This is a genomic window from Paenibacillus sp. LS-5 (assembly GCF_056121505.1).
Genome location: NZ_JBWAVA010000002.1, coordinates 486,195 through 503,551, shown reverse-complemented (window position 1 = coordinate 503,551; position 17,357 = coordinate 486,195). Strand labels below are relative to the sequence as shown.

17 protein-coding genes are annotated in these 17,357 nt (G+C 49.2%); 4 read left to right on the top strand and 13 right to left on the bottom strand.

Annotated features, from left to right (window positions below):
* Nucleotides 1-46 precede the first annotated feature (46 nt).
* Nucleotides 47-310, bottom strand: a complete 264-nt coding sequence (locus tag AC0MA3_RS05565; RefSeq protein ID WP_379161916.1) for a YqhV family protein — start codon at nucleotides 308-310, stop codon at nucleotides 47-49.
* A 316-nt stretch (nucleotides 311-626) separates the two neighbouring features.
* Here AC0MA3_RS05565 and AC0MA3_RS05560 point away from each other — a divergent pair, with 316 nt between their 5' ends.
* Nucleotides 627-1,493 carry a YitT family protein gene (locus tag AC0MA3_RS05560; RefSeq protein WP_379161913.1) on the top strand — a complete coding sequence of 289 codons (867 nt, stop codon included), beginning with the start codon at nucleotides 627-629 and terminating at the stop codon, nucleotides 1,491-1,493.
* Nucleotides 1,494-1,548: 55 nt separating this feature from the next.
* Here AC0MA3_RS05560 and AC0MA3_RS05555 read toward each other — a convergent pair whose 3' ends face one another.
* The 4 genes from AC0MA3_RS05555 to AC0MA3_RS05540 all read right to left on the bottom strand — a co-directional run bounded on the left by AC0MA3_RS05555 (nucleotide 1,549) and on the right by AC0MA3_RS05540 (nucleotide 5,234).
* The gene (locus AC0MA3_RS05555) at nucleotides 1,549-2,802 is read right to left on the bottom strand and encodes an aspartate kinase (RefSeq protein WP_379161910.1); all 1,254 of its coding nucleotides are present in this window, start codon (nucleotides 2,800-2,802) and stop codon (nucleotides 1,549-1,551) included.
* A gap of 195 nt (nucleotides 2,803-2,997) precedes the next feature.
* Complete coding sequence (efp, locus tag AC0MA3_RS05550) at nucleotides 2,998-3,555, bottom strand: elongation factor P (RefSeq protein WP_379161907.1); 558 nt, start codon at nucleotides 3,553-3,555, stop codon at nucleotides 2,998-3,000.
* 45 nt (nucleotides 3,556-3,600) lie between these two features.
* Nucleotides 3,601-4,668 carry a M24 family metallopeptidase gene (locus AC0MA3_RS05545; RefSeq protein WP_379161904.1) on the bottom strand — a complete coding sequence of 356 codons (1,068 nt, stop codon included), beginning with the start codon at nucleotides 4,666-4,668 and terminating at the stop codon, nucleotides 3,601-3,603.
* Between the two features lie 74 nt (nucleotides 4,669-4,742).
* Nucleotides 4,743-5,234, bottom strand: coding sequence for a YqhR family membrane protein (locus AC0MA3_RS05540; RefSeq protein WP_379161901.1), 492 nt, complete (start codon nucleotides 5,232-5,234; stop codon nucleotides 4,743-4,745).
* 206 nt (nucleotides 5,235-5,440) lie between these two features.
* Here AC0MA3_RS05540 and AC0MA3_RS05535 point away from each other — a divergent pair, with 206 nt between their 5' ends.
* Nucleotides 5,441-6,388, top strand: a complete 948-nt coding sequence (locus tag AC0MA3_RS05535; protein ID WP_379162528.1) for a DUF1385 domain-containing protein — start codon at nucleotides 5,441-5,443, stop codon at nucleotides 6,386-6,388.
* 7 nt (nucleotides 6,389-6,395) lie between these two features.
* Nucleotides 6,396-6,737 carry a hypothetical protein gene (locus AC0MA3_RS05530; RefSeq protein WP_379161898.1) on the top strand — a complete coding sequence of 114 codons (342 nt, stop codon included), beginning with the start codon at nucleotides 6,396-6,398 and terminating at the stop codon, nucleotides 6,735-6,737.
* A gap of 84 nt (nucleotides 6,738-6,821) precedes the next feature.
* Here the strand turns inward: AC0MA3_RS05530 and AC0MA3_RS05525 are convergent, their stop codons facing one another.
* The 3 genes from AC0MA3_RS05525 to mntR all read right to left on the bottom strand — a co-directional run bounded on the left by AC0MA3_RS05525 (nucleotide 6,822) and on the right by mntR (nucleotide 10,139).
* A complete protein-coding gene (locus tag AC0MA3_RS05525; RefSeq protein ID WP_379161895.1) occupies nucleotides 6,822-7,769 on the bottom strand; it encodes a patatin-like phospholipase family protein in 948 nt (315 codons plus the stop codon).
* A gap of 59 nt (nucleotides 7,770-7,828) precedes the next feature.
* Nucleotides 7,829-9,478, bottom strand: a complete 1,650-nt coding sequence (locus AC0MA3_RS05520; RefSeq protein ID WP_474655430.1) for a family 10 glycosylhydrolase — start codon at nucleotides 9,476-9,478, stop codon at nucleotides 7,829-7,831.
* A 235-nt stretch (nucleotides 9,479-9,713) separates the two neighbouring features.
* Nucleotides 9,714-10,139 (bottom strand): transcriptional regulator MntR, encoded by a 426-nt coding sequence (mntR, locus tag AC0MA3_RS05515; protein WP_019909637.1) that lies wholly within the window; start codon nucleotides 10,137-10,139, stop codon nucleotides 9,714-9,716.
* Nucleotides 10,140-10,332: 193 nt separating this feature from the next.
* Here mntR and splB point away from each other — a divergent pair, with 193 nt between their 5' ends.
* Nucleotides 10,333-11,409 (top strand): spore photoproduct lyase, encoded by a 1,077-nt coding sequence (gene splB / locus AC0MA3_RS05510; protein WP_474655429.1) that lies wholly within the window; start codon nucleotides 10,333-10,335, stop codon nucleotides 11,407-11,409.
* A gap of 13 nt (nucleotides 11,410-11,422) precedes the next feature.
* Here the strand turns inward: splB and AC0MA3_RS05505 are convergent, their stop codons facing one another.
* The 5 genes from AC0MA3_RS05505 to metG all read right to left on the bottom strand — a co-directional run bounded on the left by AC0MA3_RS05505 (nucleotide 11,423) and on the right by metG (nucleotide 17,306).
* A complete protein-coding gene (locus AC0MA3_RS05505; protein WP_379161884.1) occupies nucleotides 11,423-12,136 on the bottom strand; it encodes a cytochrome c biogenesis CcdA family protein in 714 nt (237 codons plus the stop codon).
* Nucleotides 12,137-12,199: 63 nt separating this feature from the next.
* Nucleotides 12,200-13,003, bottom strand: coding sequence for a metal ABC transporter permease (locus tag AC0MA3_RS05500; protein ID WP_474655428.1), 804 nt, complete (start codon nucleotides 13,001-13,003; stop codon nucleotides 12,200-12,202).
* Nucleotides 13,004-13,349: 346 nt separating this feature from the next.
* Nucleotides 13,350-14,099: a metal ABC transporter ATP-binding protein gene (locus tag AC0MA3_RS05495; protein ID WP_379161878.1), complete on the bottom strand. Its 750-nt coding sequence runs from the start codon at nucleotides 14,097-14,099 to the stop codon at nucleotides 13,350-13,352.
* Nucleotides 14,100-14,131: 32 nt separating this feature from the next.
* On the bottom strand, nucleotides 14,132-15,106 hold the full coding sequence (locus tag AC0MA3_RS05490) for a metal ABC transporter solute-binding protein, Zn/Mn family (protein WP_474655427.1): 975 nt from the start codon (nucleotides 15,104-15,106) through the stop codon (nucleotides 14,132-14,134).
* A 175-nt stretch (nucleotides 15,107-15,281) separates the two neighbouring features.
* Nucleotides 15,282-17,306: a methionine--tRNA ligase gene (gene metG, locus AC0MA3_RS05485; protein WP_474655426.1), complete on the bottom strand. Its 2,025-nt coding sequence runs from the start codon at nucleotides 17,304-17,306 to the stop codon at nucleotides 15,282-15,284.
* Nucleotides 17,307-17,357: the final 51 nt, after the last annotated feature.

The following is a 17,357-nucleotide window of genomic DNA, read 5'->3' as shown; positions in this document are numbered from 1 at the left end:
TTATTCCATACTTATGCTTGTACGTGTACTTTATGACTATCATCTATCATTTTTTTAGAATTCCGATTAAGAGAAAGGCTACCCCGCAGCCAATCCATCCCAGTTTGCCCCACGACAGCTCCTGCGCCATCCCTGTCAGACCGACTGCAGTGGTCAGAATCAGAATGGTCGGCCCTACCAAAGCCAACCCGGAATTGACCACCAGCGCTTTGTCCACCTGGTTCAGCTTCAGCATGATCAGGGCCGCTGTTATTTCAACACTGCCTGAGAGCAGCCGTAATGCCGCCATCCAGCTTACATACTTGTCCAATCTGCTTCACTCCCTTAAAAAAAATCTATCGCTAGGATTCCTGAGATATTTCGTGCTGTTATCCATGGATATGCGGGACGGGCTCACTTTAGACAAGAAGAAATGAACGAATATACTAAACAAGGTGTGAAAGAAATCATAGTGTACCCCTCTATAAAAAAATATCATCGGTATGATAAAATATATTTTGCGCGTTTTGAACAGGCTGATCTGGAAAATATAAGTGTGGGTTGTTGGACAGACTAAGACCTCCTTATCTTTTCAAGAAGTATCTAAAATGCAGATATAGACATCGGAAGAAGAGGGGATTTATGTCATGCAAGTTCGCAATGTAGTAGTACCGCTCATATCAGGGCCCGTAGCCAAGCAAGTGAAGGAAGTCGCCATCATCATTTTCTCGGCATTTCTAGTGGCGAGCGGGCTCCGTCTGTTCCTCATTCCCCATCAGCTGCTGAGCGGCGGGGTGGCGGGAACAGCATCTGTCATCGGTTATCTGACCCATCCAAAGTACATTTCGCTGTATTATTTCGGCATCAATCTGCCCATTCTGATTTGGGGTTTTGTTGCAGTGGGGAAAAAATACATTTTTTATAGTCTGCTGTCAGTCGTATCAACCACATGGTTTCTCAACATTATTCCGTTAATCAAGCTGACCAAGGACCCAATTCTGGCAAGCATCTTTGGAGGAGTCATCATTGCAGGGGGTGTAGGCTTCTCCCTTCGTGCAGGAGGTTCTTCCGGGGGATTCGATATCCTGGGCTCCATCATTACCCGCAAACGTGATATTCCGATGGGCACCGTGCTGTTTGTGATGGACGGGCTGGTCATTCTGAGTCTGGGTTTCTTCAAAAGCTGGGACTCCGCCCTGTACGCCATGCTCTGTATCTTCGTCAAAAGCCGCGTAGTCGATATGATTCATATCCGCCACATCAAGCTAACCTGCTTCATTGTCACCAAGGAGCGCGAAAAGATGCTGAACCGTCTCACTTGTCTGCCCCATGGTGTCACTGTAGTGAATGCAGAAGGCGGGTACAGCCATGAAGGTAACACGATGCTCATGACCGTTACTACCCGTTACGAGCTGGCCGAGCTGCGCAAAACCATCCTTGAGACCGACCCGAAATCATTCGTCAACGTGTTGGAGACCGTAGAGATTGTTGGCCGCTTCAGAAGGCTGGGATAAAAAAAATGCCCCGACGCCATTTAAGGCATCGGGGCATTTCATATGAACCAGACTTCTATCGGCGGTCCTTGGGTCCACCTACAAACGCCTGCTCTTCTGTATCCAGATTGTAGGCGGTGTGAAGCGCCTGGATGATCTTTTGCAGATTGCCGGACTCAATGACACAGGACACTTTAATCTCGGAGGTGCTGACCATCTTGATGCTCACACCTTCCTTCGAGATCACTTCGAACATTTGTGCAGCTACACCAGGATGGCTGACCATACCTGCTCCGACAATAGACACCTTGACCAGATTATCCTCAGAGGTGACTTCGCGGTAAGGGAGTTCGCTGTGAAGCCCCTCGATAACTTCTTTGGCATGTCCAAGCTCGCTCAATGCAACGGTGAAGGAAAAGTCAGCTTTCTCGTTCTGAACACCGCTCTGTACAATAATATCAACGTCAACGCCTTCTTCGGCCAGCTTGCCGAAAACCTGGGCCAGTACACCCGGCTCATCAGGCACACCCAGAATACTTACCCGTGCAACGTTCTTGTCATAAGCAATTCCGCTAACTACTACACCCTGCTCCATGCTTGCTTCCTCCTTCACAACAGTACCTTCATTATGATTAAAGCTTGATCTGACGACCAGCTTCACTTGGTATCGCTTTGCATATTCTACAGCCCGCGGATGCAGCACAGCAGCTCCCAGATTAGCGAGCTCCAGCATCTCGTCATATGAGATTTCCTTCAGCTTACGCGCTGTCTTCACAATACGCGGATCTGTGGAATAAATGCCGTCCACATCTGTATAGATTTCACAGACATCCGCTTTGATAGCTGCAGCCAAGGCAACGGCCGTTGTATCCGAGCCTCCACGGCCCAGTGTGGTGATCTCTCCGTCCAGGGTCATCCCCTGAAAACCGGCCACGATCACGATCTGTTCCCGCTCCAGAGACTCCAGTACGCGGCGCGGGACGATTTCATTAATCCGCGCCCGCCCATGCGTCTCATCCGTCCGGAATCCTGCCTGCCAGCCCGTATAGGATACTGCGCTGCGGCCAATCCCATGTAATGCAATGGAGAGAAGTGCTACGGAGATCTGTTCTCCGGTAGTCATAAGCATATCCATTTCCCGTGCAGGCGGCTGCCCGTTCAGCTGCTTGGCCTGATCGATCAATTCATCCGTAGTATCCCCCATAGCGGATACAACCACGACGCAGCGGTGACCCTCATCCTGCTTGTCTGCAATGCGCTTCGCAACGCGTTTCATTCGTTCAATGTCGCCGACGGAGCTGCCTCCGAATTTCATGACATAAAGTGACAAAGTCCATTTCACTCCCTATTTCGGTCTAAGTAACAGCTAAGAAATAATTTCGTGCTTTAAACCAGTATAATACGAAAGACGTGTTATGCGTTAATGGTTTCACAAAAAAATCCGCCTATTTTCTGAACAAGAAAAGCCCCCGCCGCATACGCGGGGAGGCTCGCTAAGAAAAATAGCATCTCTACTGGACAAGCATTACGCGCGGGAGATGTACTTTCCTTCACGGGTATCAACCAGCAGAACATCGTTTTCGTTGATGAACAGCGGAACCTGAACCGTATGGCCTGTTTCCAGTACAGCCGCTTTGGTTGCACCTTGAGCCGTGTTTCCTTTAACACCCGGTTCTGTTTCTGTAACCTTCAGCTCAACGCTGGTAGGCAGATTAATGCCTAAGATCTCACCTTTGAAGCTGACGATATTTACAGTCATGTTTTCTTTGAGGAAGTTAAGCTCCCACTCCAATTGTTTGGCGGACAGCTCGAACTGGTCATAAGTTTCATTATCCATAAATACATGGTCCGATCCGCTGGCATACAGATATTGTACTCCGCGGTTTTCGATGATGGCGCGGCCAATGGTTTCACCGGCACGGAAGGTACGCTCAACGGTGTTCCCGTTACGCAGGTTTTTAAGCTTGGAGCGCACGAATGCGGCACCTTTACCTGGCTTTACGTGCTGGAAATCGATGACGGTAAAAATGTCACCCTCTACTTCTACGGTCAAGCCTGTTTTGAAATCGTTAACTGAAATCACTAAAAATCCCTCCTGGAATCCATAATTTACCCTATTGATGCAGTCTTACAGTACCAAATAATCCTTTGAAGAATGAGTCAGCAGCGAAATGCCGCTCTCGGTGATCACGATATCATCTTCGATCCGCACACCGCCAAGCCCTGACAAGTATATTCCCGGCTCTACAGTCACGACCATACCCGGCTGCATAATTTCATCCGCCAGCTTGGACAAACGCGGGTATTCATGAACCTCCATACCCAAACCATGCCCTGTGCTGTGTCCGAAATACTCGCCGTAGCCATAGCGGGTAATAATATCACGCGCCAGTGCATCGCATTCCCTTCCGGTCATACCCGGCTTGATGTTTGCCAGCGTATGTAGCTGGGCTTCAAGCACAATATCGTAAATCTCTTTCAGCTTGGGATCCGGAGAGCCCAAAGCTATGGTACGTGTTACGTCCGAGCAGTAGCCGTCCAGCAGCGCGCCGAAATCGAAGGTTACGAATTCATTGTTCTGAATGACCTTGCTGCTTGCCACACCATGCGGCATCGCTGACCGTTCACCGGAAGCGACAATCGTATCGAATGAAGAAGAGGTTGCGCCATGGGTGCGCATGTAGAATTCCATTTCCAGATCCACATCACGTTCGGTCATGCCGGGCTTGATCACATTCAGAATGTGGCTGAACGTAGCATCTGCCAGATCAGCAGCACGCTGCATAACCGCCAATTCGTCTTCATCCTTGAATGACCGAAGATTCTCTACAGCCTTGGAGACCGGTACCAGCACCGCCGGCTGAAGTGCAGCAGCATAGGCAGTATAAGCACTGAAAGTTACATCATCCTGCTCGAAGCCGATACGGACATTCGCACCCTGCAGCAGCTCGCGGACAGTATCAATAAACTTCGAATCGTGCTGAACCACTTTCATGCCAGTTACCTGTTCAGCCGCCTGCGTCATATACCTGAAGTCAGTCAGCAGATAGCTGTCATCCCCGGTAACCAGAACATAACCGGAAGAACCGGTGAATCCGCTCAAATAGCGGCGGTTAATGCCGCTGGTTATTAAGATTGCATCCAATCCCTGTTCCTGCAAAACCTTCCGCAGCTTGGAGACACGCTTGTTGCCCATTTTCATTCTCCTCTCGAAATAGCCACATTGTATTTTAACATAGGGTCATGCCCTTGAGAAGTTTTTTCGGGCGTTCAGGCAAGCTTTGTCTGCTGTTCACGTTTCCGTTCATCCGTATACTCGATTGCCACCGTATATCCAATGAACAATCCCCACAATAAAAAGATGCAGAACTCACTGATTACAGAGTTCCACGGCAGCCGAAATGGGCGCTGTTGCAGGAACAGCCATGATCCGGCAAGGAAGATCGCCGACCACCACAGTACCCCGTATATCATTCCCGGCAGAGGTCCCTTCAGCTTACGGAAGATCAGCACATAAAGCAGGGTCACTATAACCGAAAAGGCTATAAAAAACAGATATCCTATAAGATGTCCTGCTGAGGTCTTCAAAAAATCATGCTTAAAAAATGGCTCGGCCAAAAATCCCGGGAGCACTTTAGTAAAATGCATCGCATACATCAACCAGCGCGCTCCTCCCCAGATCAGTCCGGCAAAATAACCCAGTTCCAAAGCGAATGTCCACAGGTTGGTATGCCCTGATTGTTGTGTGTTTGATTTGCTCATTCTGCTGCCCCGCTTTCAATAGATAGAATGCATTGTTGTCACTCTGTTGCCTGTTCCTAGTATGTACAGCAAAAGGCAATCCAACTAGCAATGTCAGCATAAATTAGTTACAATGTATTATATAAATCACATTAATACACGGGAAGGTGAATTGGTTGTCCCAGGAAACTCCAAGTTACGGCGGGCAGGCCGTCATTGAAGGCGTTATGTTCGGCGGCAAGCATATCAACGTAACAGCCGTAAGAAGGAAGAATCAGGAAATCACATTTTTGGAGGTGCCGAGAAGCGATAAGAGCTGGGTCGTCAAGCTGCGCAAGATTCCGCTTCTCCGCGGCCTTGTCAGTATTATAGATTCCAGCGCCAAAGGCTCCAAACATTTGAATTACTCTGCAGAATCATACGCAGAAGATGAGACAGAGCCGGAAGATTTGGCCAAACAACAGGAGAAAGCCAAGAAGAAAGAAGAAGGCTGGAGCCTGGGGATGATTTTTGGCGTTGCGGTTATGGGTATTTTATCATTCCTCTTCGGTAAGCTGATCTTCACTCTTGTTCCTGTCTTTGTGGAAACTTTTTTATTCAAGGATGCATTTGATGGCTACATTCTGCACAACCTCGTAGAAGGCGGAATTAAGCTGATTCTATTGCTGGTCTACTTGTGGGCTATTTCTCAGACCCCAGTGGTCAAACGATTGTTCCAATACCATGGAGCCGAGCACAAGGTCATTAGCGCTTTCGAAGCTGGTGAAGAGCTCACTGTAGCAAATGTCCAGAAATATAGCCGTCTGCATTACCGCTGCGGAAGCAGCTTCATGATGCTGACGATCATTCTCGGCGTCATTATCTACTCCGTGTTCCCTTGGGATAATCTGGTACAGCGCATTGTGCAGCGTATTGTTCTGCTGCCGGTGGTCATCGGTATCTCCTTCGAAGTTCTCAAAGGAACCAATGCCGTAAGAGATATTCCTGGACTCAAATACCTGGGCTATCCCGGACTGTGGCTGCAGCTTCTAACCACCAAGGAACCCAAAGATGAAATGGTCGAAGTCTCCATCGCCTCGTTCAACCGGATGCGGGAGCTGGATGCCGCAATCGAAGCAGGGGCTTATACTGAAGCTAGTGTTACAGGTGGAATTTTGGATCCTGCGAAAGGATGAGTGGTCTATGATCAAGCATGCTTTGATTTTTTGGATAACAGTGTCGCTTGCGGTGCTGGGTGTGGTAACACAGTTTATGATGTTTGGCTTACGGGCACTAACGTCTTTGATTATACCGTTACTGCTTCTAGGGATCGTGTATTATGCTTACCGGTCAGCTAAGACGGGCAATAGACAAGGTGCCGGCAGAACCAAGACCAAAGTGAAACCTTCTCAAAGAACCATGGCTAAGGTGGCCGGCCTACGCAAGACACAGCCAGTTCCATCTGGTAAACGCAAGTCCTATCCCTTCCAGGTGATTGAAGGCAGCAAGGGCAAGAACGACGAGCAGCTTCCCAAATATCATTAATTAAGTTCAAAAAAAATGATACAGTTAAAGGGCCTCCCCACGTTGAGCAAATGTGAGAAGGCCCTTTTTATGCAAATAAAGCGTCTAGAAAATTGTCGGTTTCGGAATCGGCCGCCAATCTTTGAAGAAATCCTCTCCAGCCTTGAACCCGGCGACATACAGCTCGTCACTTTTCTCCGTTGAAATATTAAAATCGGTCATCGAGATACCCAAAGTAGGAATTTTGACGGTACGCTTGAATTTCTCAGTCTCAATGTAACGTTCATCATGGGCAGACAGCATGGTGCCTACTATCGCTTGCAGCATACTGAATGGCCCGGTAATCCGGTGGGGCTGCGGCTCTGTCTTGCCGATCAGCTGAAAGCCCACAGTAGGGGTCCTGCTTCCCGGACTTTTGAAGCCTTTTTCTTTCTCATCGAATAGCCACAGTGGGAAATTACTCAGCAAGCCTCCGTCTACCATGTAGACAAATTGTTCAGCAAATGGCCTTCCTCTGGATGCCTCGTCGTTCATCCTCAACCTCACCGGATCAAAGAAATACGGAATACTGCAGCTCATCCGCACTGCTTTGGCCACCTCGAACCTATCCGGTGAAATACCATACTGCTCCAAGTCGTCAGGCAGTACAATAAGGCGCCCGTTGGTGATATCGGAGGCGATGATGGATAGCTTGCCGCGGGGCAGATCCCTGAAGGTGACAAGCCCTTTTTCCTTTAGAATCCCGCGTATCCACGATTCCAGCGCTTCTCCGGAATATAGCCCTTTTTTGATCAATACACGCATGGCAGGGCCTACATAAGCCGTATTGTACAGCACTCCACGTTTTAGGAAAGCAGTGAACCTTGTGGCCTTAATGATCTGGCTCATCGCTCTTCCGTCATAACCCGCCGCAAGCAGTGAGGCGATAATAGAGCCTGAAGAGGTCCCGGCTACCCGCTTAAATACCACCCCCGCCTGCTCCGAAGCCTGCACCGCGCCCGCGAGCGAAATCCCTTTGACACCACCGCCTTCAAACACGGCATTGATCTCCATAGACAGCTATCCCCCGTTCCATAGATTCTACCCTCTTATCTATGAGCACGGGGGAAATTTCATGACTTGAAATAAAAGGTCAGCAGGCTGTCTAATCCAAACGGATCACGGTTCACAATATCATTCGCTCTGAACATGATACTGCCGGCTACCTCAGTGTATTTCTCATTATATTTCAACTGGTTGATAATCTGGTCTCCGCTTTGCCATTCTGCACTTTTGTCTGTTCCTACTTTGTAGGTGGCTTGTCCTATGTACAGCTTGACACCTGTGCCCTTCACCTCATTCACCCACCAGTCCACCAGCTTGTCGTACCGGGCAGCACTGAAGGAGAGGCTCCAATAAATTTGTGGTGCAATGTAGTCAATCCAGCCGCTGCGTATCCAGGTCCGCGTATCTGCATACATGTCATCATAGGCGGATACACCTGCTGTGGAATCGGAACCCGTACTGTCCGCTTTCTTATTGCGCCAGACCCCGAACGGGCTGACTCCAAAAGACACATCCGCCTTCACTCCATGAATCGCTTGACCCAGCCGGCTGATGAAGTCATTGATGTTATCCCGCCGCCAATCGCCTTTGGAACTGATCGATTTGGGATTATAGGCCTTGAATGCCGCATCATCAGTAAAAGACACACCGGATGGATAGAAATAATCATCCAGATGAACTCCATCAATGTCATAGCCTTTTACCACTTCCATTACGGTATCAATGATATGCTGACGCGCTTCCGGAATACCTGGATTGATGTATAACTTGCTGTCTGCCGTAACGACCCATTCCGGATGAGCTTTGGCGACATGATTACTGGCAAGGCCAGAGGTGCTGGAATCTGTGGTCGCACGGAATGGATTGAACCAGGCATGGAACTGCATACCGCGGCTGTGGGTGGCACTAACCATATATTCCAGAGGATCATATCCAGGATTCTTGCCCTGTGTCCCGGTCAGTACCTTGGACCAGGGAACGAGCACAGAAGGATACAGGCTGTCGCCAGATGGTCTGACCTGAACGAATACGGCATTGAAGCCTGTGCTCTGAAGCTTGTCCAGTAAAGTATCGAACTCCCTCTTCTGTTTGGCCTCATTGCCTGCAGATGCAGTAGAGGGCCAGTCCAGATTGAATACGGTGGAGATCCAGGCACCTCTCATTTCTTTGGAGACTTTTGCTCCAGGAACCGAAGGCACCGTTGGTGTCGGCATGATTGGTGTCGGTACGGTTGGTGTGGGCACTACAGGTACTGACGGTGCTGATGGTCCGCCAATCTCAACGTTAGAATATAGCGCGATATGTTTTGTAGCTTGATTCCATACTACCTGCAGACCAAGTTGCTCACTTACAAAGCGCAAAGGCACCATCACCCGCCCCTGCACAATTTGCACGGAGGTATCGAGTGCCACGGCTGTATCGTTCACGACCGCTGTCTTCTTACCGCTCGTCAGCTTCAGCACATTCTCACCTTTGCGGATCGTCGCCGTCCTGGAGCTCTGATCCCACTCTACCACCGCACTTAGCCCCTTGCTGACCACGCCTGCAGGTACCATGGTAACGTTCGATGCTGTAATATAAGGCGGCACATCAGAGCTCAATGACTCGCCATCCAGCTCTATGGTGATCTGCAAGGCTGCCGCACGAACACCTGTCATCCCTATAGGCAGGCACAACAGAAGTACTACCAGTCCTAACAACCATTTACGATAATTCATATTTCCTCCCCGGTATAATGTGAATTTAGTATATAAATAAAAAAACGGCCTTCTCGTCCTTGTGAAAGGGAGACGGCCGTTTCTGTTGTCAAACGGAGTCCTGAAATCAAGCGAAACGGTATTGCCGTCCTTTAATAAGAACGGTACCTAATCAGCAAGAAATCATAAAGAACGGTATCCGTTATGACGTAAAAAAACTGGAAAGGTTGCGGTGTACATACAAAAACTGCATCATTTATGAGTCGCTGACGAGTTCCAGATGAATATCATATAAGGTTTGCAGACGCGCTTCATCACGGCGAAAATACTCCACCAGCGTCTCGATACGCGTAATGGAGTCCCAGCTCAAATGATGCTCAATTCCTTCTACATCCTTATAAATATGCTCCTGCTGCACTCCGATGAGGCCGAGGAATTCCTCCAGCAGCTGATGACGGTCAACGAGACGTTTTCCCACTTTTTTCCCTTTGCTTGTTAGGACAAGCCCACGATATTTCTCATAGATGAGATATTCGTCCTTATCCAGTTTTTGGATCATCTTGGTCACAGAGGAGGGGTGTACTTCCAGTCCCTCGGCAATATCCGAGACCCGCGCATAACCCTTCTCGTCGATGAGCTTGTATATGCGCTCCAAATAATCCTCCATGCTGGGTGTTGGCATTAAACTTTACCTCTTTTCTATAATGAGCGTGGCGCGGGGGCCGTGCCTTGCTCTAACAATGATACATGTTCCTGCCGCTCCTTGGCAAGTCCTGCGGAACAGTTCCATGAACCATTAGCGATGTTTACCACGATTTCTGCAGGCTTAAATTTGGCACAATAGAAGTATTCTCATTCATAAGGAGCGTGAATTCATGACTATAGCAGCCCCAGAACGCCCGTCCGCCAAGAAACCAAGAAAGCCTACCGAACTGTTCATTCCGGAACTTGTTTTTTTTGAGCCGGAGGCACTGAAGTTTCCCAAAGGCGCACGCATTATGGAATGGGTCATAGCACAGAATATCCCGTACCGCATGACAACCTCACATAACCGGATCACCAATCTTCCAGGGGAAACTGAGGTCGAGCAATATAAAATTGCCAAACGCACCCTTGTGGTGGGCATCCGCAAAACCTTGACCTTTGACCAGTCCAAACCTTCTGCCGACTATGCCATTCCTATTGCTACCGGTTGTATGGGACATTGTCATTACTGCTATCTGCAGACTACGCTGGGCGCCAAGCCGTATATCCGTGTCTATGTAAATACAGGTGATGTTATCGCTGCCGCCAAAAAATATATAGAGGATCGGGCACCCGAGATTACTTCTTTTGAAGCGGCGTGTACATCTGACCCGTTGGGACTTGAGCACATTACCGGTTCCCTTGCGGAGCTGATTACATTCATCGCAGGTGAGCCCCTGGGACGGCTCCGCTTTGTAACCAAGTACCAGCATGTCGAGCCCCTGCTCCACCTGAAGCATAACGGACATACACGGATCCGGTTCAGCGTAAACGCCGATTATGTGATTAAAAACTTCGAGCCGGCGACTTCACGCTTCGAAGAACGGATTGAGGCCGCCGGAAAAATTGCCCGTGCCGGATATCCACTGGGCTTCATCATCGCCCCAATCATTTGGCATGAGGGCTGGCAGCAGGGTTATGCCGAGCTGCTTGAGAAACTGGCCCAAGCGTTGCCGCCTGAGACGGGCAAAGGCCTCACTTTTGAAATGATACAGCACCGGTTCACCAAGACGGCCAAGACCGTAATCGAGAAACGGTATCCCAAATCGAAACTGGAAATGGATATCGAAAAACGTAAAAAGAAATGGGGCCGCTGGGGCCAGCATAAATACGTCTATCCCGATGAACAGCAAACCGCCCTGCGGGAATTCATCACAGAGCGGATCTTTGAACATTTCCCAGAAGCCGGAATCGATTATTTCACCTAACCCGAGTGGGAGTTTAAAACTTCAGCCAGTCAGGTGTGATCCCTTGCAGCCATATTGTGATGCGGAACATCTGGTCCGTGAACAGCAGGAGGCCCATGAAAATCATGAGTCCGCCACCTGCTTTCATAAGCAGATTCGAGTATTTAAGGATCCGGCGGGCTCCACCGAGGAAGAAAGCCAGTACAAAGAAGGGCAGAGCAAATCCGATGCAATAGGCTGAGATCAACGCAAACCAGGCACCCTGATCGCTCGCTGAGAGCGCAATAATCGGTGTCAGAATCGGCCCAATGCATGGGGACCAGCCAGCCGAGAAGCCAATTCCCAGAATAAAAGAGCCCAAATATCCGGCAGGCTTCCATCTCATATTAAGTTTATGTTCACGGAGGAGAAATTTCGGCTGGAAGATACCCAGCAGGAACAGTCCCATCACAATCACAAGGATAGCCGATAATTGGCGGATCAAGTCGCGCTGCTCCTGGAATACTTCTCCAAACAAGCCAGCTCCAAAACCGATCGTATAGAACACCGCAGACAATCCAAGAATAAAAGCCAAAGTATGGCTGAGGGTCCGGATGCGGGCCCTTTTGGTATTTCCGCCTGCTCTCAATTCCTGAACGGACAATCCGGTGATATAAGACAAATAGGACGGATACAGCGGCAGACAACATGGAGAAATAAATGAAGCAACTCCAGCGGCAAAAGCAATTCCAACATTCAGGTTGGACAAAGTGGCTTCTCTCCTTTCGGGTTCGGGGTCACTTCGTATGTAGGGAACACTTTTACAGACTGTTTACGTAGGCAGCCCTTTTTTACCAATCAGTGTCAGGGTCAGAAGTGCAATCAGCAGCAGAACAATTGTCGCACCAGGTGCCAGATTCCAAACCCCAGCAACAACTAGTCCGCCCACAACAGCAATCTCAGCAATGATAACTGACAACATCACAGAAGACTTGAAGCTACGGGAGAGCAATAGACTGATTGCCACGGGAATGGTCAGCAGAGCCGATACCAGGAGAGAGCCTACAATTTTGATTGCTGTACTGATGACAAGCGCAGTCAGAACCGTAATCAGCAAATTAAGCAGCTTTACGGGCAGACCACTCACACTGGCAGCATCCTCTTCAAAGCTGAGCAGGAAAAATTCTTTGAAGAACAGGGTTACCACAGCCACAACCGCAATGGTCACAATGCCCACTACTATTAGATCCGTATTATCGAGTGTATAAATGCTACCGAACAAGTAGCTCATTACATCCGCATTATACCCTTTGCCCAAAGTGAAAAAAAGCGAGGCCAATGCTACACCGCCTGACATAATGATGGCAATAGATAGTTCAGCGTAACTCTTGTAGGCTTTGCGCAGCTTCTCAATGGCGAATGCCGCCACCACCGCAAATATCAGTCCCGCACCGAGCGGGTAAAAGCCTGTCAGAAACCCGAGCGCTACCCCAGCGATCGTCACATGCGCCAGAGTATCACCGATCATGGACAGGCGGCGCAGCACCAGGAACACACCTATGAGCGGTGCGGTAATGCCAATCATCAGCCCGCCCGCAAGCGCCCGCTGAAAAAAATCACTGAATAGGATGTCCAAAATTACAATCTCCTCTAAATATCGTATGAGGCGTTTATTCAAACCCCTTTTCGATCCCTCCCAATCCCTCCCTTCCAAGGGAGGGCCCCAAGGGCTCTGCCCTCTGGACACCCGGTAAGTGCTACTGGCGTAACAGTTATGGTTATTGGTCCTGGAGATGTGAGGGGAAGGATCACTTTTCGTCCCTGACGGGACACGCTATACTTATGCGGGATCTAGGTCCGAGTAAAGATTACAAGACTAAGAGCTTAAGCCTTAGATTAAATGATTAAAGACAATGAACGTAAGTGCAAAAGACTAGAACAAAGACCAGTTCGTCCTATGTTGTACTATGGACAACCTTAGTCTAGGAAAGTGTATGCTGCAGATTGTCTACTACGCAATCCTGAGCGTCATGGGAATGGCGGCAATAGAAGTTGATTTTACCGTTTTTTTGCACAGGCTCCTCGCCCAGGTAGTTCTTGATCATATCGATATCATGCGATACCATCAGGAACGTCATATGGTGATGCGCATGCATATGCATAATCAATTCGAAGAATCCAGCCTGCGTCTCGGCATCAATTCCTACTGTAGGTTCATCCAGAATCAGCAGGTCCGGATGGTTGATCAGCGCCCGGGCCAAGAAGACGCGCTGTTGCTGGCCGCCCGACAACTGGCCTACTCTTTTCTCCGCTATATCCTGTATCCGCATTACTTCCAGCGCATCATCGCATTTCTGCTGCTGCGCTCTGGATACTCTGCGGATCAGATTTTTATTATTGTATAATCCGGACAACACTACCTCCCGCACCGTCGCAGGAAACAGGGGATTGAAGGCATTCTTCTGTGGTACATAGCCGATCCGCTCCCAATCCTTGAACTTTCTGACCGGCTGTCCGAACAGCTTGATTTCACCGCTCGTTGCAGGGAGCAGGCCGACAATCATTTTTAGTAGAGTAGTCTTACCGGCGCCGTTCGAACCAATTATACCCAAGAAATCCCGTTCCTTCACGGTATAGTTAAGGTCTGTAATCACCTTCTGCTCCCCATAGGAAAAGGATAAATCCTGTATTTCGATCATATGCTGATGGCAGTCCAGGGATACCGATTGCATGTGAGTACCGCCTTTCACTTATACTTTCCTTTTTATTGTAAGGCCAGAATCAGATTTTGCAAATTTTTCTCCATCAATGTGAAGTAGTTATCCCCATTCTTCTCTTGCGCTTCTGTCAATCCCTCGACTGGATTAAGCACCATAGTGGACACTCCGGCTTCTCCTGCGAGGGTCTTAGCCAGTTTGTCTGACACCAGCTCTTCGAAAAAAATGTAGCGGATTCCCTTTTCCTTCACCAGATCAGCAAGCTTTAGAAGATCCTGGCTTCGCGGCTCCGCGTCTGCCGACAGCCCCATAATAGCATGCTGTGTCAATCCGTAATCACGCGCCAAATAGGCGAATGCCTGATGGGATACCACGATCTCATGATTAGGCAGCTTGGTCAGCTCCGTGGAGAATTTATGATCCAGTGCCTTCAACCGTTCGGCAAGCTGGGTATAACGTTCTTCATAACCGTCCTTATGTGCAGGGTCCACGGACTGAAGACTTTCTTTGATATTCTCAGCCATAATAAGTGCTGACTTCGGACTTACCCAAGTGTGGGGGTCGGTGTGCAGACTATCTGTATTTTCTTCCGCCCCTGCTTCACTTTCTCCACCATGGTCATGTCCATCTTCTTCATCAGTCATAATATAGTCAATACCCTTGCTGACCTGAGTCGCTGTGACCTCGCTGTCACTGTCCAGACTCTTCAGGAAATTCGGCACCCAACCTTCCAGCCCGGCACCATTATACAGGAACAGCTGAGCTTTGGATGTATTGATAATATCCTGGCTTCGCGGTGTCCAATCATGTGGCTCTACGCCAACCGGCAGCAGATTGATGGCATTAATATCATCCCCGCCAATCTCACTGGCAAACTCATATATAGGATAAAAAGTAGTAATCACATTCACTTTACCTTCGACGATACTTCCGCTGCTCTTCGGACCACAGGCTGTAAGCAGCAAAAATACCAGCAAAGTCAGCGTAAGCAGCACGCCCCTGTGCAGGCTTTTGAATAACATTTGATTGATCGACTCCTCAAATCGTAAATTTTACTATTTGAATTATAATAGTAATCGTTACGATAAGTCAATAAACCACTTCGATTATATCCACACAAAAGAACACCTGCCGCCCTTCGCAGCAGGTGTTCCTTGCAATTAATCAACGATGTTCAGACGGGATCAATATAGCCGCCTATTTTACAATTGCACCGTTTGGCATACTGTCCGGCACGGTAGCAATGGTCAGCTGGTCGCCCTTGGAGGCAGCCAGAATCATCCCTTGAGACAGCTCACCCCGCAGCTTAACCGGCTTAAGGTTAACGATACAGATTACCTTACGTCCTACCAGCTCCTCCGGCGTATAGAATTTGGCAATCCCGGAGACGACCTGGCGCTGTTCATACCCCAGATCCAGCTGCAGCTTCAGCAGTTTATCCGCTTTCTTGACCGGCTCGGCGGCAATAACCTGAGCCACACGCAGTTCGGCTTTGGCGAAATCATCTATACCGATTTCTTCCTTGTGTTCCTCCTCCGGCTCGTCTGCTGCCGTTGATGCAGATCCTGTATCAGGAGCTGGTGCAGCTTCGGCTTCTGCCGGTTTGCCTGCGCCCATCGCTTCAGCGATGTAGGCCACTTCCTGTGCAACGTCCAGACGCGGGAAAATAGGATCACCCTTGGCCAGCTTGGTTCCGGCTGGAATGAGGCCAAAGGATTTACCGCTATCCCAGGTGGTCAGTTCACCCGGCTCAATGCCAAGCTGCTGCCAGATCTTTGCCGGTGCCTCAGTCAGGAACGGCTGCAGCAGGATTGAAGCTGTCCGCAGACCTTCCACGAGATGTCTCATCACGGAAGCCAACTCGCCGCTACGGCTCTCATCCTTCGCAAGCACCCAAGGCTGGGTCTCGTCAATATATTTATTTGTCCGGCTGATGAAAGCGCCAATCGCGGTAAGCGCTACGGAAAACTCCATTTTCTCCATAGCATCTTCCACTTTGCCGTAGGTATTCCGGGCTGCAGCTTCGAGCTCACTGTCAAAAGCCGTCACATTACCTGCATAAGCTGGAAGCACACCATCAAAATACTTCTCTACCATTGCCCCCGTACGATTCAGTAGATTACCGAGGTCATTGGCTAAGTCATAGTTGATGCGGTCGACGAAGCTTTCTGGAGTGAAGGTCCCATCCGAGCCGAACGGAACCTCGCGCAGAAGGTAGTAGCGCAGTGCATCCAGACCATAACGGTCAATCAGCGTCACAGGGTCCACCACGTTCCCCTTCGACTTTGACATTTTGCCGTCCTTCATCAGTAGCCAGCCATGTGCGAATACCTTCTTAGGCAGCGGCTCACCAAGAGCCATAAGGATGATCGGCCAGTATATGGTATGGAAACGTACAATCTCCTTACCTACAATGTGTACATCTGCAGGCCAGAACTGATCATACAGGCTCCGGTCCTCCGAGCCATATCCAAGAGCGGTAATATAGTTAGTCAGCGCATCGATCCACACATAGACCACATGCTTGTCATCACCTTTGACCTTGACTCCCCAATCAAACGTTGTCCGGGAAACAGCAAGATCCTCCAGACCCGGTTTGATGAAGTTGTTAATCATTTCATTCTTACGCGATTCCGGTAAAATAAACTCCGGATTCTCGTCATAGAACTGAAGCAGCCGGTCAGCATATTTACTCATCCGGAAGAAATAGCTTTCTTCCTTAACCAGTTCGACAGGATGTCCGCTGTCAGGGCTTTTCCCTCCAATTATATTACCATCCGCATCACGTTCGATGTCCACCAGCTGGGTCTCGGTGTAAAAGGTCTCATCCGAGATACAATACCAGCCCTCGTACTCCCCTTTGTAAATATCGCCTTGCTTCAGCAGACGGTCAAATATATCCGCCACCACTTTTTTATGACGCTCTTCAGTTGTACGGATGAAATCATCATTCGAGATGTCCAGCTTGCGCCACAGATCTTTGATGCCAGCAACGATCCCGTCAACAAACTCCTGGGGGGTCTTCCCGGCCTTGGCAGCCTTCTCTTCAATCTTCTGCCCGTGTTCATCCGTACCCGTCAGATAACGTACGGCATAGCCGCGCAACCGCTTGTAACGGGCCATGGCATCCCCAGCCACCGTTGAATAGGCATGACCGATATGCAATTTGTCACTCGGATAATAGATCGGGGTTGTCAGATAAAATGTTTTCTTGTCGCTCATTTCTTGTCATCCTTTCGTCATAAGCCTCAAACCTATAAATTCTTACATTTC